The organism is Paenibacillus sp. ACRRY (assembly GCF_022346995.1).
Lineage (GTDB): Bacteria > Bacillota > Bacilli > Paenibacillales > Paenibacillaceae > Paenibacillus.
In genome coordinates, this window is record NZ_JAKRNM010000016.1 from 53,754 (window position 1) to 72,280 (window position 18,527).

Annotated in this window: 16 protein-coding genes and 2 other annotated features (1 of these 18 only partly in view); all 16 genes read left to right on the top strand. The window is 48.4% G+C overall.

Going from position 1 to position 18,527, the window contains the following annotated elements:
- The first annotated feature begins 120 nt into the window (after positions 1-120).
- The 16 genes from MH144_RS28350 (at position 121) to MH144_RS28425 (ending at position 18,455) form a co-directional block, all read left to right on the top strand.
- Positions 121-1,662 (top strand): LysM peptidoglycan-binding domain-containing protein, encoded by a 1,542-nt coding sequence (locus MH144_RS28350; RefSeq protein WP_239305567.1) that lies wholly within the window; start codon positions 121-123, stop codon positions 1,660-1,662.
- Between the two features lie 160 nt (positions 1,663-1,822).
- Positions 1,823-2,111, top strand: a binding site (T-box leader).
- A 58-nt stretch (positions 2,112-2,169) separates the two neighbouring features.
- Positions 2,170-4,836 (top strand): valine--tRNA ligase, encoded by a 2,667-nt coding sequence (locus MH144_RS28355; protein WP_239305569.1) that lies wholly within the window; start codon positions 2,170-2,172, stop codon positions 4,834-4,836.
- Between the two features lie 78 nt (positions 4,837-4,914).
- Positions 4,915-6,291: a bifunctional folylpolyglutamate synthase/dihydrofolate synthase gene (locus MH144_RS28360; protein ID WP_239305570.1), complete on the top strand. Its 1,377-nt coding sequence runs from the start codon at positions 4,915-4,917 to the stop codon at positions 6,289-6,291.
- A 56-nt stretch (positions 6,292-6,347) separates the two neighbouring features.
- Positions 6,348-7,667 carry a UDP-N-acetylmuramate--L-alanine ligase gene (gene murC, locus MH144_RS28365; RefSeq protein ID WP_239305590.1) on the top strand — a complete coding sequence of 440 codons (1,320 nt, stop codon included), beginning with the start codon at positions 6,348-6,350 and terminating at the stop codon, positions 7,665-7,667.
- A gap of 119 nt (positions 7,668-7,786) precedes the next feature.
- Positions 7,787-8,974, top strand: coding sequence for an SPOR domain-containing protein (locus tag MH144_RS31045; RefSeq protein WP_239305571.1), 1,188 nt, complete (start codon positions 7,787-7,789; stop codon positions 8,972-8,974).
- A 144-nt stretch (positions 8,975-9,118) separates the two neighbouring features.
- A complete protein-coding gene (locus MH144_RS28375) occupies positions 9,119-9,361 on the top strand; it encodes a DUF4321 domain-containing protein (RefSeq protein WP_095293309.1) in 243 nt (80 codons plus the stop codon).
- Positions 9,362-9,452: 91 nt separating this feature from the next.
- Positions 9,453-10,064 carry a Maf family protein gene (locus tag MH144_RS28380; protein WP_275440348.1) on the top strand — a complete coding sequence of 204 codons (612 nt, stop codon included), beginning with the start codon at positions 9,453-9,455 and terminating at the stop codon, positions 10,062-10,064.
- 35 nt (positions 10,065-10,099) lie between these two features.
- Positions 10,100-10,789, top strand: a complete 690-nt coding sequence (gene radC / locus MH144_RS28385) for a RadC family protein (protein ID WP_239305572.1) — start codon at positions 10,100-10,102, stop codon at positions 10,787-10,789.
- 185 nt (positions 10,790-10,974) lie between these two features.
- Complete coding sequence (locus tag MH144_RS28390) at positions 10,975-12,009, top strand: rod shape-determining protein (RefSeq protein WP_095293312.1); 1,035 nt, start codon at positions 10,975-10,977, stop codon at positions 12,007-12,009.
- 185 nt (positions 12,010-12,194) lie between these two features.
- Positions 12,195-13,070 (top strand): rod shape-determining protein MreC, encoded by an 876-nt coding sequence (gene mreC, locus MH144_RS28395; RefSeq protein WP_239305573.1) that lies wholly within the window; start codon positions 12,195-12,197, stop codon positions 13,068-13,070.
- On the top strand, positions 13,070-13,603 hold the full coding sequence (gene mreD / locus MH144_RS28400) for a rod shape-determining protein MreD (protein ID WP_095361431.1): 534 nt from the start codon (positions 13,070-13,072) through the stop codon (positions 13,601-13,603). The genes mreC and mreD overlap by 1 nt, the downstream gene beginning before the upstream one ends.
- A gap of 74 nt (positions 13,604-13,677) precedes the next feature.
- Positions 13,678-14,340 carry a septum site-determining protein MinC gene (gene minC, locus MH144_RS28405; protein ID WP_095293315.1) on the top strand — a complete coding sequence of 221 codons (663 nt, stop codon included), beginning with the start codon at positions 13,678-13,680 and terminating at the stop codon, positions 14,338-14,340.
- Between the two features lie 3 nt (positions 14,341-14,343).
- Positions 14,344-15,138, top strand: a complete 795-nt coding sequence (gene minD, locus MH144_RS28410) for a septum site-determining protein MinD (RefSeq protein ID WP_024633965.1) — start codon at positions 14,344-14,346, stop codon at positions 15,136-15,138.
- 228 nt (positions 15,139-15,366) lie between these two features.
- On the top strand, positions 15,367-16,245 hold the full coding sequence (locus tag MH144_RS28415) for a M23 family metallopeptidase (RefSeq protein WP_239305574.1): 879 nt from the start codon (positions 15,367-15,369) through the stop codon (positions 16,243-16,245).
- Positions 16,238-17,098, top strand: a complete 861-nt coding sequence (locus MH144_RS28420; protein WP_239305576.1) for a M50 family metallopeptidase — start codon at positions 16,238-16,240, stop codon at positions 17,096-17,098. The genes MH144_RS28415 and MH144_RS28420 overlap by 8 nt, the downstream gene beginning before the upstream one ends.
- Before the next feature lie 106 nt (positions 17,099-17,204).
- On the top strand, positions 17,205-18,455 hold the full coding sequence (locus tag MH144_RS28425) for an Rne/Rng family ribonuclease (RefSeq protein ID WP_239305577.1): 1,251 nt from the start codon (positions 17,205-17,207) through the stop codon (positions 18,453-18,455).
- Between the two features lie 56 nt (positions 18,456-18,511).
- Positions 18,512-18,527, top strand: a sequence feature (ribosomal protein L21 leader region); it runs 69 nt beyond the window's last position.

Below are 18,527 nucleotides of genomic sequence, written 5' to 3' on the forward strand. Positions count from 1 at the left end.
ACAAAGGTGGCATGCTCATCTCATCCATGGCATATAGATGGGGTAACGAAGGATTTGGACCATGGATCAGTCCCATGAGAAGGATCATGGTGAACATATGCCGAAAGGAGGACGCCACCTTTGTTGAATCAACCTTATGGTTTGCGGTTCGATATTTATGAGCGCGTTCATTTGTCCGAGGGAGTCCCTGCCATTGAGGAACTGGAGGAAATTGAGTTATACCCGCGTATTCAAGTCATCGGACAGGATGATCATGCAACGTTGCGAGGCCATCTTTTGCTTACAGGTGCGTATCGGGGAGAGAACGAGATCTCGGAGGAATTGAAACATTTTATTCCGGTTGAGATCACGGTTCCCCTGAATCGGGTAAGATCGCTTGAGGATATTTCGATTGAGATTGAAAACTTTGATGTGGATTTGTTATCCAGCCGAAGCTTGAATATTACAGGTGTGTTATCACTTCGTGGCATAGAGGGCTTTCCTGTTGAAGAGCCGCAGGCCTGGTCAGCTGAAGAATTTACCGTGGTACACTCCCCTGATCCGCAGCAGAGTAACCGCGCTCCGGAGGCAGAGTATGCAGATGCTGGGTTAAACACCTTTGCTCAAGAATACCTGCTGCAACGCAGTGAAGAGGAAGGGCTGCCTATAACGGCCGATTCCCTATACGCAGCAGAAATCCCTGCGAATCCGCAGCAAGCCGCTGAAGAAAGTATTCGTTATGAAGAAGATGTGCAGCCGGAAGAACAGTTAACCCCAGCACCGCAACAGATCTATGCTGATACGCTCGAGAATCAAAATGAAGAAGACCGTCAGAACAGACGACCTGCTGAAGAAAACGCTCCTTCATTAATTACCCAAGAAGATGTAGCGGCTGATAATGAAGTGCCCGCCTCACCTTCACCGGTTTCTTCTTTTATGGCGGAGACTGCAGACCGGCTGGCTTCTTATCCGGAGTCAGAACCATTGCTACCTCTGGCTGAGGAATCACCATCTGTCTGGGCCGAGCCTTCCGTGGAGACCTTACATACAAACACGGGGCTGAACCGGCAACCATCGGAAGACTTGGCTGCTTCGAATGTTTGGAATTTCGAATCTTCCAGGTCGGGTTCACCGCAGGAAGATCAGACGCCGGCTGAGACGCCGGCAGAGAATTGGCAGGATGTGTTTGCAGCGTCTGAGCTGGAATCTGCGGAGGGAGAAAGACCTTCTGCACCGGAAGCAGTGGATGCAAATGAGTCTTCGGAGCCTGTTTCGTTTATTCCTGAACCTGTGGCTGAGACAGAAGACAAGCCAGAGCTCAAAGTAGCGTTTGGCAGCAAGAGGGAGTCTTCACCAAGACAGGAAGAAGGCGTGGGTATCTCGTCCCTGTTATCATCGGGTAGGTCAGTGCGGGATACAGAAACGGATCGGGAGGACGAGTCGGTCGCTGGCTCCGTACAGGAAGAAGCCTACCAGGCAGATGATGTTCAGTGGAAGAACCTGTTCTTGGGCACGATTGTGGATCAGACACCATTCCGCAAAGTTAAACTGTGCATCGTCCAGCGGGAAGAGACTTTGGATAGCATTGCTGACCGCTACCAATTGAGTACTCGGGAGCTCCAGTTATACAATCGGCTATCTGAACAGGTCGTTGAAGAGGGGCAGATTCTATACATTCCTTGACCTCTGACAGGTAAAATAACGTCCCTACCAACCCGCAATCCTATAAGGATTGCGGGTTTTTGTGGCTTTTTGGTTTAACATGCAGGGCTGATGCGCGTTTCCGCTGTTGTCAGGTTGACTATCGGGCACGGTCAGGGTATGATGTGTTTAGGTTTTTTAAAGAATAACGTTGAATGGGAGTAGTAGACAGCAAGGCCTTTCAGAGAGCGGGATTGTAGCGCTGAGAAATTCCGCAGGAACCAACTGATCGAAGTCGCCCGGGAGTTGCCTGTTTGAATATGAGGAACGATGAAACATGTCATTGTGATTTGTTTGTTCCTGAAGTAGGATGGGCCGGTAGCAGCCGTTATCTGCTTGAAGTGTCACGATAGCCTCAGAAAGGCAAGTTGTTTCTTTCTGTCTGCGTGAAACAAAGGTGGTACCGCGAAAGCTAACCTTTCGTCCTTTGATGGATGAAAGGTTTTTTTGTTTTTTGGCGATGATGATTAAGTAACGGAGGAATGACACATGTCTGAAGAAAAAAAATCAGCTGCAACAGAAATGCCGACTACGTATGATCCGAAAGCTGCGGAGCAGAAATGGTATTCCACCTGGACAGAGCGTGGATACTTCAAGGCTGGTCAGCGCAAGGATGCTGAGCCGTATACGATTGTAATTCCACCCCCGAACGTAACCGGTATGCTTCATATCGGGCATGCACTGGACTTTACACTCCAGGATATCCTGATCCGAACCAAACGGATGCAAGGATACGACGCATTGTGGCTCCCGGGTTCCGACCACGCAGGAATTGCGACTCAAACCAAAGTAGAGCAAAAGCTGCGTGAAGAAGGTTTGACCCGTTATGACCTTGGACGCGAGAAGTTCCTGGATAAAGTCTGGGATTGGAAAGACCAATACGCGACAACGATCCGTCAGCAGTGGGGTAAAATGGGGCTGTCTCTGGATTATTCACGTGAACGCTTCACGCTCGATGAAGGGCTTTCCCAAGCTGTGCGCAAAGTGTTTGTTCAACTATATGAAAAAGGCCTGATTTACAGAGGTAAACGTATTATTAACTGGGATCCAGTGAACCGCACTGCATTGTCTGACATTGAGGTTGAGTACAAAGAGGTTCAGGGACACCTGTACCATCTGAAATACCCACTTAAGGACGGAAGCGGTTATGTTACGGTGGCAACGACTCGTCCGGAGACGATGCTCGGTGATACTGCGGTTGCTGTTCATCCAAAAGATGAACGTTATGCAGACATGATTGGTAAAACGCTGATTCTGCCAATCATCGGCCGGGAGATTCCGGTTATTGCAGATGATTATGTAGATAAGGAGTTCGGAAGCGGTGCTGTAAAAATTACGCCTGCACATGATCCGAATGACTTCGAAGTGGGTCTACGCCACAATTTGCCTCAGATCATAGTCATGGATGAGACAGGTACAATGAATGCGGAAGCAGGCAAATATCAGGGTATGGATCGCAGCGACTGCCGCAAGCAGATCGTTGCAGATTTGCAGGAACTTGGTGTGTTGATCGACATTGAGGATCACACACACCAAGTTGGACACAGCGAACGGACGGGAGCTGTGGTTGAGCCTTATTTGTCCACACAATGGTTTGTTGAGATGAAGCCTCTCGCAGAAAGAGCCATTCAAAAACAGCAAAACGGGGAAGGCGTAAACTTCGTTCCGGATCGTTTTGAGAAAACGTATCTGAACTGGATCGAAAATGTTCGTGACTGGTGTATCTCCCGTCAGTTGTGGTGGGGACATCGCATTCCAGCATGGTACGACGATGAGACTGGCGAAATTATTGTATCGGCTGAAGATCCAACAACACTTCCAGAGTACGCTGGTCGTAAGCTGAGACAGGATGAAGATGTTCTGGATACGTGGTTCAGTTCGGCATTGTGGCCTTTCTCCACGCTCGGCTGGCCTGAAGATGCTGAAGATCTGAAACGTTATTATCCGACAAGTGTGCTTGTAACCGGTTATGACATCATTTATTTCTGGGTTGCACGGATGATCTTCACAGCTCTGGAGTTCACGGACGAAATTCCATTCAAAGATGTTCTGATGCATGGTCTGGTTCGTGATGCGGATGGCCGCAAAATGTCCAAATCACTCGGTAATGGTGTAGATCCACTGGATGTTATTGAGAAATACGGCGCAGACGCGATGCGTTATATGATCTCCACCAGCAGCACGCCTGGCCAGGATCTTCGTTTCCGCTGGGAGCGGGTAGAGCAGGCACGCAACTTTGCGAACAAAATCTGGAATGCATCACGTTTCGCACTGATGAATCTGGAAGGCTTTACTTACGAAGATCGCGACATCAGCGGAGAGCTTGGAACAGCGGATTATTGGATTCTGCACCGTCTGAACGAAACTTCCCGCGATATTACGCGTCTAATCGAAGCATACGAATTTGGGGAAACAGGACGATTGCTGTACAACTTTATCTGGGATGACCTCTGTGACTGGTATATTGAATTTTCCAAGTTGTCCTTCTACGGTGAAGATCCGGTTGCCAAGAAAAAAACACAATCGGTACTCGCTTACGTCCTGGACCACACCATGCGTCTGATTCACCCGTTTATGCCTTACATCTCGGAAGAAATCTGGCAGCATCTGCCTCATGAAGGCGAGACGATTACACTTGCTTCGTGGCCAGTGTATGATCCTGCGCTGGAAAATCCGGAAGCCGTTGCCGAGATGAATCTGCTTATGGATACCATTCGTGCCGTACGTAACATTCGTGCAGAAGTAAACGTGCCGATGAGCAAGAAGATTGAATTGATGGTAAAAGCGAACAGTGCCGAGACATTCAGCATTATCGAACGCAACAGCCATTACATCCAACGATTCTGCAATACATCCGAGTTCGACAGCGGACTTGATCTGAGTTCACCAGATAAGGCCATGAGTGCTGTAATTACGGGGGCTGAACTTTACTTGCCACTGGCTGGACTGATTGATATTGAGCAGGAAGTGGCTCGCCTGGAGAAAGAGCTGCAGAGCCTTGAAGGCGAAGTACTCCGTGTAGAGAAGAAGCTGGCGAATGAAGGCTTCGTAGCCAAGGCACCAGCCAAGGTTATTGAGGAAGAACGCGCCAAACAAGCGGATTATTCGGATAAACGGGATAAAGTCATCGCCCGGATCAAGGAACTGAAAGGTTAATGTTTCTGGGTCGGATGGAGAGCAAGCATGCCATCCGGCCGCTTTTTTCAATCAAACTCGGGACCGAAGGTGAAACATATGACGGAACTTAATGGCACGGGCGTAGATGCCCCTCTGCATACCTATGACGAGGCTGTGGACTGGATCAATGGCCTTATTCCTTTTGGCATCAGACCCGGATTGGAACGAATCACGGAGCTCATGTCATTGCTCGGTAATCCTCATCAGCGTCTCAAATTTATTCATGTCGCGGGAACGAACGGAAAAGGTTCGACTTGCGCTTTTTTGACGTCAGTGCTGCTTCAGGCGGGGTACGATGTAGGAACGTTTACGTCTCCGTATATCACGAAATTCACGAATCGTTTTCAATACAACGGCGAGGATATTCCGGAAGAGACACTGCTGAAGTTGGCGAATCGACTCCATCCGCTGGTCACAGATATGGCCTCTACTGATCTTGGATCACCTACCATGTTCGAAGTGTCTACAGCCCTGGCACTCTTGTACTATGCAGAAGAGTGTTATCCGGATGTTGTAGTATGGGAGACTGGACTGGGGGGAAGGATGGACGTAACGAATATCGTTACACCCGTAGTTTCGGTCATTACGAATATCGGTATGGATCATACGGATGTCCTGGGTGATACCATTGAAGCGATTGCGGGAGAAAAAGCAGGCATTATTAAACCAGGCGTACCTGTTGTCACCTGTGTTACGCAGCCAGAGGCTGTTAAGGTGATTCAGGAAAAGGCCCAGCAAGTCCGATCAACTGTGTATTTGTCGGGAGAACAATTCTCTTACCATAGACTCCATAGTGATGAGAATGGTCAATCCTTTCATTTTGCAGGACCATTCCGCGAACTGGATGTTTGCATTCGAATGCAGGGCATTTATCAGATGGATAATGCTGCGGGTGCTCTTATGGTGCTTGAATTGCTCAGACAGTACATGGCATTCATTCTGGATGACAGAGATATTGCCCTTGGATTGGAGAATGCCTTCTGGGCTGGCCGATTCGAGAAGGTCGTTCACGAACCCCGAATTGTACTGGATGGTGCGCATAATCCGGAAGGGGCGGAGTCACTGGCCAAGAGCATTGTCGACGTATATCCTCACAACAAGTTAAATTTGATGATGGGCATGCTGGCGAATAAGCATCACGAAGCGTATTTGCAGCATATACTGCCACTAGTGGATACGCTGATCCTGACCGAGCCAGATTTCCGACGCAAGATGGATGCAGCCGAGTTGCTGCAGATCGTCGAGCGGGTACGTCCTGCCATTGCGAAAGAAAATCTGGAAATCATCGTCGAGCCCGATTGGGCGAAGGCACTTGATCTATTGAAGTCACGGACGGAAGCGGAAGATCTGGGGGTGGTGTCCGGCACACTGTATCTCATTGCAGATGTGAGGGCAGCCCTTTTGCATCAAACCGATTCTGAAAAAGGTTGGTGAAAGTTTTGTTAAATACATCAGAACACGTTCATTTTATAGGGATTGGCGGCTATGGCATGAGTGCCATTGCACGAGTAATGCTGGAGATGGGATACACCGTTACCGGATCGGATGTTGCTTCACAGGAGTTGACTGAGAAGCTGGCAGCCAAGGGAGCGAAAATATATATCGGACATACGGCAGAACACGTAAATGGAGCAGATCTCGTGGTCTACTCTACAGCAGCTCCGGCAGATAATGTGGAGCGAGTGGCAGCCGAGCAGCTTAATATTCCGATTCTTCACCGTGCACAAATGCTAGCGCGCCTGCTCAACGAGCGCAAAGGTGTTGCAGTTGCAGGTGCCCACGGCAAAACGACAACTTCCTCGATGATTGCACTTGTCATGGACAAATGCGATACAGACCCGACATATATCATTGGCGGAGAAATCATGAATTTGGGAACCAATGCGAAGGCGGGCCAAGGCGATTGGGTCGTGGCTGAAGCGGATGAGAGCGATGGATCGTTTTTGCAATATCATCCTTGGCTGGGTATTGTGACCAATATTGAAGCCGACCATTTGGAAAATTACAATAGCGACTTCGAGGAACTCAAAAAAGCGTATGTACAGTTCTTGAGTCAGATCCGCCCGGAAGGCACAGCCATTGTCTGTGCGGATGATGAGAACGTTCAAAGCATTTTACCTGATCTGAAATCCCGAATAACGACATACGGCATTGATCAGAAGGCCGATTATATGGCATCGGATATCGTGTTGGGCGACCGCAGGATCTCCTTCACCATGAGCCATCAGGGTAACGTACTGGGAACGGTAGAACTCTCTGTTCCAGGTAAACATAATGTATACAACGCCATGGCTACAGTCATTACCTGTCTGGAAGCAGGCATTCCATTTGAGAAAATCACGGCTGCCATTATTCAGTTCCATGGTGCCAAACGCAGATTCCAGGTGCTGGGTGAAGCACGGGATATTCTGGTCATCGATGACTATGCTCATCATCCGACTGAAATTGAGGCAACCATCAGTGCAGCGAAAGCGACAGGGAAACGTATTATCGCGGTATTCCAACCACAGAGATATACGCGTACCTTCTTCCTGCTGGATGCGTTTAGTCGTGCTTTTGCGGAAGCAGATGAGGTACTTATTACCGACATCTATTCTCCGGCGGGAGAAAAACAGATTGAAGGTGTTCACTCCGCTAAGCTGGTTGAACTGATTGTTCAGAACAGTAATGCTGCTGCTCGTTATTTGCCTACCAAGGAAGAAGTGGTAGCAGATCTTCAGAATCGTCTGCAGCCAGGAGATCTTGTTCTCACCATGGGGGCAGGGGATATCTGGAAAGTTGGCGACACACTGGCGAAAGGACTGAAATAGTCCATTTCTTTGACCCGCTTGTCTTCGTAAAGAAGCAGGCGGGTTTTTGAATTTCTAGGAATCTTTCATTGTCTCTAGGCATATAGCTGATATAAATGGGACAAAGGAGAGGGTACGGGGTGAGCAATGCTAGAATGACGTTTCGTTTCGGAGAGAACGAGTCGGACAAGCCGAATCATAAGGATGAGAAGGTGATTGGAACCTTTCCATCCTTATCTGATGAGATATCGCACAGTGCTCCGCGGATCGATGTCACGCCTTCATGGACACCGGAGGATATTCCAGGAGATTGGGGAGAGACCACCCTAACCGGGACAAGCATTCTGGAGTCGGATCAGAGAAAAGAACGGAATCCGGATCCAGTACAATCGCAGTATGTTTATTCGGATCATACAGTGTATCCTGAGGAAAATGAGAAAGAGCTTCCTGAAGACAGCAATGATGTGGGTCATGACTGGATGGCGGATCGTGATAATTACTCCTACAAGCGAAATCGCCCTCCGAGAGGCTGGAAGATGATTGGTTCGGTTACGGGAGCACTGGTCACCGGTGCCCTTTTCGGTATGGTTATTCTCTCTTTCTTTAATCGGGAAGGAACAGGTCCCGACGTGCTTCCCCAAACCAATCAACCGGTATCGAGTGTGACGGGAGTGCAGGGGGCTTCCGGGACGGACCAACAAGCACAGTCAGCACTTAGCGGAGGCAGTTACTATGCGCTTCAGTATGGTGTTTTTAGTTCGCCTGAACGTGCTGAACAGGCCAAGCTTGAACTCTCACAGGCTGGTATTGCTGCAGGGACGGACCCGGAGGATGGAAATCGGGTGTATGCAGGCATCTCTTCTGACCGTGAGGAAGCGAAACTGCTGAGTTCTCGTCTTAAGGCGGAGGGTGTGGAATTGTATGTCAAAGAGATTGCATATCCTGCAGTTGATTCTTCTGCCCTCGGTATGAATGAGGGAGATGTTCAGCTCTTCTTCAGCAGCAGCACCGCATTGGTGGAACAACTATCCACATTGTCCATCGGGCAGCTTGGTCAAGCAAATCCAGAGCCTGTAGCCTCGGAAACGATGAATGCATTACAGAATCAGCACCAGGCCTGGATAACAGGTATGGGTAAACTCTCGGCAGGTCTCGGACAAGAAGCAGCACCGATCGTTTCAGCCATGGATAAATCGATGAACAGCGCAATTACGGCAGTTGCCGAGTACAACAAAAACCCCTCCGATGTACACATGTGGGCTGTACAAGCGGATCTGATGGATTATGTCCTGCAGCAGAAAAAATGGCTTGAAGGGATGAAGCAATAAGATTTCCTTCCCCTAACACAGCCCCGAAATCCCTGTCCGGCAAGGAACTGGAAATAGTTCCCCTTGCCGGATTTGTGTTTGTATTGACGTACAAAACCCCGTATAATAATGTGGGTGTCAAAAAATGGCGAGGGAAGATAACCGATGAAAAAAAACTTCGGCATGTTAATACTGTTTCTTCTGCTCGGCTGGATGGCCGGAGCGTGGATCGCCAAGGCACTGCAGCCAGTCAAGGCTGTAGCCATTCTAACCAAAGCCACGACCATACGTTGGTCACCGCAGGCTGATCTGGATATTATCAGTTATGACATTTCATTTCAATTTCAAATGAGCCTCCTCAGTTTGATTGGCATTATTGCGGCTGTATGGCTGTATCGCAGACTGTAGGAGAATGACGATTTTTGACGACGAAACTAAGCGAATGACATCTACTATGGTGATGGGACAGATGTCGCCGTAGCATAAGGAGCCGTTTATTTTGAATAAATTACAATCGCGCCCTATTATTCTGGCCTCCACTTCGCCGCGGCGCAAGGATCTGATCGCTTCACTTCAACTAGCTTTCAAAGTAATACCAAGCCATGCGGATGAAGATACACCGCCGGAATGGACTCCTGAACAGACGGTTCAGGAGCTCGCCATGCGAAAAGCAATGGCTGTCTATCGTGGGCTTGAAGGTCAGGAACAGGACGCCATCATTGTAGGCAGTGACACTGTTGTTGTGCTGGAGGGAGATATTCTGGGCAAACCTGTGGATCAACAGGATGCTGAACATATGCTCGCCAGACTTCAGGGACGTACACATCGTGTATTCACTGGTGTGGCATGTATTGATGCTGGAGATGGAAAGTCCGTTGTACACTATCGGCAGACCGAGGTAACGATGAAGGAGTTGTCCGAGGCAACGATCAGGGCGTATGTTCAGACAGGCGAGCCTATGGACAAAGCAGGATCGTATGCAATTCAAGGAATTGGCGCTTCACTGATAGATCGCATTGAAGGATGTTACTTTAATGTAGTGGGTTTGCCTCTTTCCCTGCTCAGCGACATGTTGGATGGATTCGGAGTTCATGTGCTGCCGCGAGCCTGATTGTGGGAAATGATTGATGTGAAAAGAGGGAATATATGGAGTCGCCTCATTACATGATGCGCGACATCCCCCATGAAGAACGCCCGAGAGAACGCATGATGGAATATGGGGCGGGCGCCTTAAGCCATGCAGAACTGCTGGCTATTTTACTTCGGACGGGTACAAGGCAGGAATCGGCAGTGCACATGGCACAGCGCATTCTCACTGAAGCAGGTGGTATCCGTTCGCTAATGGATATGAGTCTGAACGAATTGACTGCCATGAAAGGTATTGGTATGGCCAAGGCTGTTCAGCTCAAGGCTGGTATTGAACTTGGTCACCGGATTGCGAAGAGCAGACGGGTGCAGTCTCCTTCAATCCGCACACCTCGTGACGCAGCTGATATTTTACTCGAGCAGCTGCGTTACTTACAGAAGGAGCACTTTGTGTGCCTTTTCCTGAATAGCAAAAATCATATTATTGCCCAGGAAACACTCTCCATGGGTAGCCTTAATGCTTCAATTGTTCATCCACGTGAAGTGTTTCGAGCTGCCATCAAATGCAGCAGTGCCTCGATCGTATGCGCGCACAATCACCCGAGCGGTGATCCTACGCCTAGTCCTGAGGATATCCAAATAACCAAGAGACTGATCGAAGCAGGTTCAATCGTGGGCATAGATGTGCTCGACCACATCATTATCGGCGATGGAACATACGTAAGTTTGAAGGAGAAGGGCTTAGTATAATATAATGGTTGGCGTTGATGTTTTCCTATGAATATTGACGGCGTTGTCCGTAGAAGATAGGTTCACTTTACAGATGCAATACATTTCAATGAATGATGAACCCTGCTGGATTGCAGAGGAAATGAAAATGAAACGCTCTGAACGTTAATAGGGCGGCAATATGAGGTAGAAAAGGAGATTACGTCATGTTTGGTGGTTTTACGAAAGATTTGGGTATTGATTTGGGGACAGCGAATACGCTGGTTTATGTACGTGGAAAAGGAATTGTGGTGCGGGAGCCTTCGGTTGTTGCTCTGCGGACAGATACCAAGAGCATTGAGGCTGTTGGGGAATCTGCTAAGAAAATGATTGGACGTACTCCAGGTAACATTCGTGCCATTCGTCCAATGAAGGACGGCGTTATTGCTGATTTTGATACGACGGCAACGATGATTAAATACTTTATTCGTCAGGCGCAGAAACAGCGCTCGATGTTCCAGCGTCATCCGAACGTTATGGTATGCGTACCATCCGGAATTACAGCGGTAGAACAACGTGCGGTTGAAGATGCAACGAAACAGGCCGGTGCGCGTGAAGCATACACGATTGAAGAGCCGTTTGCAGCAGCTATTGGTGCAGATCTTCCGGTATGGGAGCCAACAGGCAGCATGGTTGTGGACATCGGGGGCGGAACAACAGAAGTAGCGGTCATTTCCCTCGGCGGAATCGTAACTAGCCGTTCCGTTCGTGTAGCTGGTGATGAGATGGACGAATCGATTATCCAGTATATTAAACGTCAGTACAATCTGATGATTGGTGAACGTACATCTGAACAATTGAAAATGGAAATCGGTTCAGCTATGCCACTGGAACAAGTGGAAACGATGGAAATTCGCGGCCGCGATCTCGTAACAGGTCTGCCTAAGACCATCACGATTACATCGGATGAAATCAGCGAAGCTCTGGCAGATACGGTAAATGCTATTGTTGAAGCTGTTAAAGTAACTTTGGAAAAATGTCCTCCTGAGCTTGCGGCAGATATTATGGACCGCGGTATCGTGTTGACTGGCGGCGGCGCGTTGCTCCGCAATCTGGACAAGCTGCTGGCTGGTGAGACAGGTATGCCGGTCATCGTAGCGGAAAATCCACTCGATTGTGTAGCAATCGGAACAGGTAAAGCTCTGGAGAACATCCATTTGTTCAAAAGCAGAAGCAGTTCGGCAGTTCGTTCCAAACGTTAATCTGGCACTGATTGCTTAATATCACGTTTGAGTTGAGCATCAGTAGCCAACGAAGAGGACCCGACCTCAGTCGGGAGAGCTATTACCCGCATACCCGGGGAGATCAGCGAATATTCTCGAAGGGACTATCAGTCTGAATGTCTCCCCGCCGGGCATAGCTCGGAAGAGAATATGGATGTTAGAGGGTGTTCGAACTGTTTAAGCTGCTGGGCAACAAAAGACTTTTTGTTTTGCTGGTGGGCCTTGTTACATTTATCGCGTTAATGGGCTTTACGCTCGGTCCGCGAACCGCTCTATCCTGGCCGGAAAAATTCCTGAAGGATTCAGTCGGATTTGTGCAATACGTATTTTACAAGCCCGCTTCTGCTGTAGCGGGCTTTTTCAAAGATGTGGCGAACATGCGTGCGGTTTATCAAGAGAATGAAGAGTTGCGAATTGCGATGGGGCACTATACCCGGGATCGATTGAAGTATAACGAGATGGAGAAAACCAATGATCGTTATAAGGACTTGCTTAAATTTACGGGTGAGCAGAGAAATCGGTACAACTACGAATATCGTATTGCTCAGGTCATCAGTGCCAATTCGGATCCCAATAGCAGAACGATTAATATTGATATTGGGGAGAATGCGGATATCAAGCCAGGCATGGCAGTTACTTCCCAGGAAGGTCTGGTTGGGGTGATCAGTCACGTTAGTGCCTATACTTCAACGGTGAACCTGTTGACCTCAATGGATGCCAATGATCCCAATTCCAATGCTATCGCAGCAACAGCGGTGGGCAAGGAAGATACCGTTTTCGGTATGATCGAGAGCTTTGATCCCAAGACGGGCATGTTCAAGATGACCAAAATTTCGGAAGAGTCTAATATCAAAAAAGGCGACGAAATTATCTCATCAGGTATTATCAATAATTTTCCGAAGTATATGCGAATCGGGGAAGTCACAAAAATTGAAGTTGGCGAATATGGACTCACGCGCACAGCAACGATTGAACCTTATGCGAGCTTCCTGGATTGGAAAGAGCTGATGGTGGTTATTCCTCCCGAGGTGAAGGAGTAATGGTGACACGCAAGCAAGTCTTGTTCCTGTTGCTGTTCGTTTTGTTCATCGCGGAAGGGACGATTTTGCCACTGCTTATTCCTTCCGGATGGCAACTGCGCATTTCGGCCAATTTGGTCTATATCGTCATACTGTTTATCGCTGTGTACCATCATCGCCACACTGCTCTGGTGCTCGGCATCTTTTTTGGACTGCTTCATGACGTTGTATTTTATGGAGAAATGATCGGACCTTATGGATTTGCAATGGGGTTATCTGCTTATATGATGGGACTTATATTCCAGGCACCGCGTGCACCGCTTCCAGTTATGGTTACAGTCGTCATTTTGGGGAGTCTGCTTAATGACACCATGTTGTTCTTTTTATATAAGCTCTTCCGCCTCAATCACGTGACTTTTGACTGGGCTTTGCTTGAATATATGATTCCCAATCTGTTCATTCATTTCGTGTTTGCCCTGATCATTTATACTCCGCTGCGGAAGCAGCTGGAGCGTATCGGCAAAAGAAAGAGCAAGGTGCAGGAGGCATCCTGATACATTTTATAGAGTGAAAAGCAGGAACTTCGAGGCCCGGGCACGAAATGTAATGAGATGGGAGGGACAGGCTTATGACGGTAAAATCGAATCACGTAACGATTAAAGGCATCCGAGACGGCTTGGTTTTCCTGTTGGACGATCAATGTGAATTCGAGGAATTGCTCTATGAGCTCCGCTATAAGCTGGAACACAGCCATCAAAATATTTTGACCGGACCGATTGTTCATGTGGATATCAAACTGGGCAGCCGCGAAGTGACAGAGGACCAAAAAGAAGCGATATTGGACATTTTGAAGCAAAAGGGGAATCTGCTCATTCGCTCCATCGATTCACCAGCCCTTAAACCAGAGGTTAAAGGGCCACCGCCAATTGTTACGATGTGTGGCATGGTGCGTTCAGGTCAAGTGCTTCATCACGAAGGGAATCTCCTGTTTCTTGGGGATATCAATCCGGGGGGCACGGTGACGTGTACCGGAGATATATATGTTTTGGGTTCACTCAGAGGCATGGCTCACGCTGGGATCGGCGGGGACGACGAGTCAATCATTGCCGCATCGGTATTTGCACCGACGCAGCTTCGAATTGCTGATATCATCAGCCGTCCCCCTGACGAATGGGAGAGCCGAGATACCGGGATGGAATTTGCTTATTTACAGGACAATCAGATGCAGATCGACAAGATGAGCAATATCGTTCGGTTGCGCCGAGATTTTAATGTGTTTAAAGGAGTGTAGCTCATGGGAGAGGCGATCGTGATCACTTCGGGTAAAGGCGGCGTTGGTAAAACAACCACCTCAGCAAACATCGGAACAGCGCTGGCGCTGCTCGGAAAAAAAGTTTGTCTGGTAGATACCGATATCGGCCTTCGCAATCTGGATGTCGTGATGGGACTCGAGAACCGGATCATTTACGATCTGTGTGACGTGGCAGACGGGCGTTGCCGTCTGAATCAAGCGTTGGTGAAAGACAAACGCTTCGAAGAATTGTATATGCTGCCTGCAGCGCAAACAAGAGACAAAAACTCTGTATCACCGGAACAGGTTAAGGACATCATTCTTGAGTTGAAAAAAGATTTTGAATATGTCATTATCGATTGTCCTGCCGGGATTGAACAGGGGTTCAAAAATGCGGTCGCTGGAGCAGATCAGGCCATCGTGGTGACAACACCGGAAAACGCTGCTGTACGTGATGCGGATCGGGTCATCGGTCTACTCGAAAGCTCGCATATTCAATCACCGAAGCTGGTTGTAAACCGTATTCGGAACAACATGGTCAAATCAGGCGATATGCTTGATATTGATGGTATTTTGCAAGTCCTCAACATTGATCTGATTGGCATTGTGCCAGATGATGAACTTGTCATCAAAGCGGCTAACTCTGGAGAACCTACAGTCATGAATCCGGATTCGCTTGCAGCGATTGCCTATCGGAACATTGCTCGTCGCATTCTGGGGGATACGGTTCCACTAATGCAGTTAGAGCAGAAAAAGGGCGCGTTCTCACGCTTTAAAAAGTTTTTTGGTATGGGTTAAACCAATCGTCCTCATAGATATGAATACTTACAGCCGTGGCCTTTGCAGCCCGGCTTTTTTAATGCTTTCAGTACATAGAGATCTCTATCTTTTTTCTCCACATCAAACTTCACTCGTGCAGGTTAATCTCACTGGTGGGGTTATTTTGCTTTGATCCGGAAGCTTGTTCATATTATGAAAGAGCTCTTCATAGGATGTATTAAACAAGCCTCGGCGGGAGGATATTCCATGAATACGAAACTTCGAATCAAGCAGAGAAGAGAAGAACGGATACGGCGGTTGCTGGATGGTGCAGCAATGGAGATTATGCAGGAAACGAATTCGGGGCCCAGCAAGAAGATTGCCGAAAGCTCAAGACCTACTTCTTCTTCTGATATACAGGATCGGACAAGACGTGTTGGATCACTGCTGGCAGAACAGGAAAGGGATCCCGAATGGCTGTGGAAAAAAGAAAACGGACATTACGGTTCAGGTGGCCATACACGGTTTAACCTGGTGAAATCGTTGGTGCGTAGAACAGTAGTTAGTGCATTGGTTTTTGGTGCCGTATGGGGACTGTTTCAACTGAATGCGTCATGGACATCTTCACCCAAAACGGTAATTGCAGATGCGCTGCATCGGGACATGGACATTGCCTCGGCAGCTCTTTGGTATGAACGGCACTTTGGCGGAACACCGTCTTTCCTGCCCGTGTTGGGCCACACCACAGATGCAGTGAATGGTTCGGGGGTTAGATCATTGCTGGGTAAACCTCTCTCTGGGACAATCGTTCAACCATTTGCGCTGAGCATGAAGGGCATAGAGATCGTCCCGGAAGCAGAAGGGACTGGATTTGTGCAGGTGGTCAGTTCGGATGCAGGACGAGTTCTGCAAGTTCTTGGTGATGCAGAGAATGGGATAACCGTAGTCATCCAGCATACAGGCAACTTGACTGCGATATATGGCCGACTGAACGAGAGCGAAGTCGAAGTAAATGACTGGGTGGAGGCTGGAAATGTCGTTGGCAGCCTCAAGTCCACAGGCGGCGAACAACCTGCCACGCTATATTTCGCTGTAAAAGAGGGCGAAGAGTATGTAGATCCTGCGGAAGTGGTTGCCCTTGATTAGGTTGTGGGGTGTACGCATTTCGCTGCATCCGTTTTTTGTCATCATTATGCTGGCCTCCTTGGCTACTGGACATTTTATAGAACTCATCACACTGTTTGCGATCGTATTTATTCATGAATGTGGACATGCTGCGGCGGCAGCCCTTCTGGGCTGCCGTGTCCTGTCGATTCAGATGCTTCCTTTTGGCGGTGTGGCTGTTATTGAAGACGGGGGCCGGCTTACGGCTGGGCGGGAAATCCTCATTGCGCTGGCCGGTCCTCTCCAAAACATATTGATGGTCGGGATCACCTTGCTGCTGCAGTACGCCAACTTGGGAGATCCGGTATTCTTGGCGTATATTATCCAAGGGAATCTGCTGATTGCTCTGTTTAACCTGCTGCCCGTACTTCCGCTGGATGGCGGTAAAATTGTACAGGCACTCGTCAGTCTGGTTGCTCCTTACTATACGACATTAATGTGGACCTATCGGATTAGCATCCTATGTAGTACAGGTGTTATTCTGTTTGCCATCAGCAAATGGATTACTGGAGACTACGGGCTCCCGCTGAATATCTTGCTAATTGGTCTCTTTCTGTTCTATTCCAACGTGACCGATTATCGAAATGTACCTTATCGCTTTATCCGCTTTTTGATGAACCGGGAAGGTGCATTTGCCCATCATGCGGCTACAGGCAGTTTGGCGCAGCCGATAATCTCATTTCCGGCGAAACCTTTGGACACTATTCTGCGTCTATTAAAGAGAGAGAAATATCATATGGTATATGTGATGAACAGACAGGGACGAATTATGGCCGTTTTGCCTGAACAGCGTATTATCGGTTCTTATTTCAAGCAGAACACAGACAAACTGTAATGCAGTTGGTGAACTCGTCCCGATTTGGGGTAATACATATACATTGAGAATTGCAAAGACACAGAATGGATGTGGATGAATTGAATTGTCTTCTAGAGGTCAAGCCATGAAACAAATGATCGTACATAATGAAAACAACCTCATGCAAATGGCGCTTCTGGAAGAGGGCAAAGCTGTGGAATTTACGGCAGAACGTACACGCGAACGCGGACTGCTTGGTTCGTTTTTCAAAGGACGGGTCGTCAACGTGCTACCGGGTATGCAGGCTGCTTTTGTGGATATAGGTCAGAAAAAAAATGCCTTTCTATATGTGGATGATGTCCTGCACCCTCATTTGGAGAAACAACCCAAGGTGAAACCTTCAATCTCCGAATTGCTTCGTCCAGGTCAGAATATCATCGTTCAGGTTCTGAAAGAGCCAGTAGGAAGCAAAGGAGCCCGGGTGACGACACATTACTCACTACCGGGCCGATGGCTTGTCTACATGCCGATAGCGGACTACATAGCCGTCTCGAAGAAGATTGCCCGTGAAGGGGATCGCTCCCGTCTTAAGGCATTGGGTGATCAGCTCAGACGTGGGGAGGAAGGGCTGATCATTCGAACCGTATCCGCAGAAGAGCAGCGGGAAGCCATAGAGGCTGACTTGGAAACGTTGCGTGAGCAGTGGCGTTTGATATGCGAAAAAGCAGACAGTTTGCCTTCACCGAGCCTGTTGCATCGGGATCACAGCATGGTTCAGCGAATTATTCGGGATGTGTATACTCCAGGCAGCGATGAGGTCATTACAGATAGCGAAGGACAAGCCCGGGAAGTGAGGGCTTTGCTGGAAGAGATCAGTCCGGGTCATCAGCCGAAGGTACAGGTTTACCGGGGAGCAGAGTCGATCTTCGCTGCGTATGGTGTTCAAGAGCAATTAAATAAGGATTTTGCACGCAAAGTATGGCTTCCCGGCGGTGGTTACATCGTCATTGATCATACAGAGGCACTTACCGTGGTGGATGTCAATACAGGCAAATTCACCGGAGGCGGCGGGGATAGTCTGGAAGAAACCGTAACGGAAACCAACATGCAGGCAGCAGTTGAAATTGCACGGTTAATGCGTTTGCGGGACATTGGCGGCATGATCATTGTGGACTTTATTGATATGGAAGAAGCGACCAACCGGCAGGAAGTTGCTGCAACGCTGGAGGCTGAACTCAAAAAAGACCGAACGAAGGCTTTTGTCATGGGCTGGACCAAGCTGGGTCTGCTTGAACTTACGCGTAAAAAAGTTCGGGAAGAAAGTACACTTCCTTATGTGGAGCCTTGTTCCTCTTGTCATGGGACAGGTAAAAGATATATTTCTCCATTGCATTGATTTTTGCTCGCGATGATGATATAATCGTCAGGTATGTGTTTAGCCAATTGGTCTTGCACATGCTGTAACCGC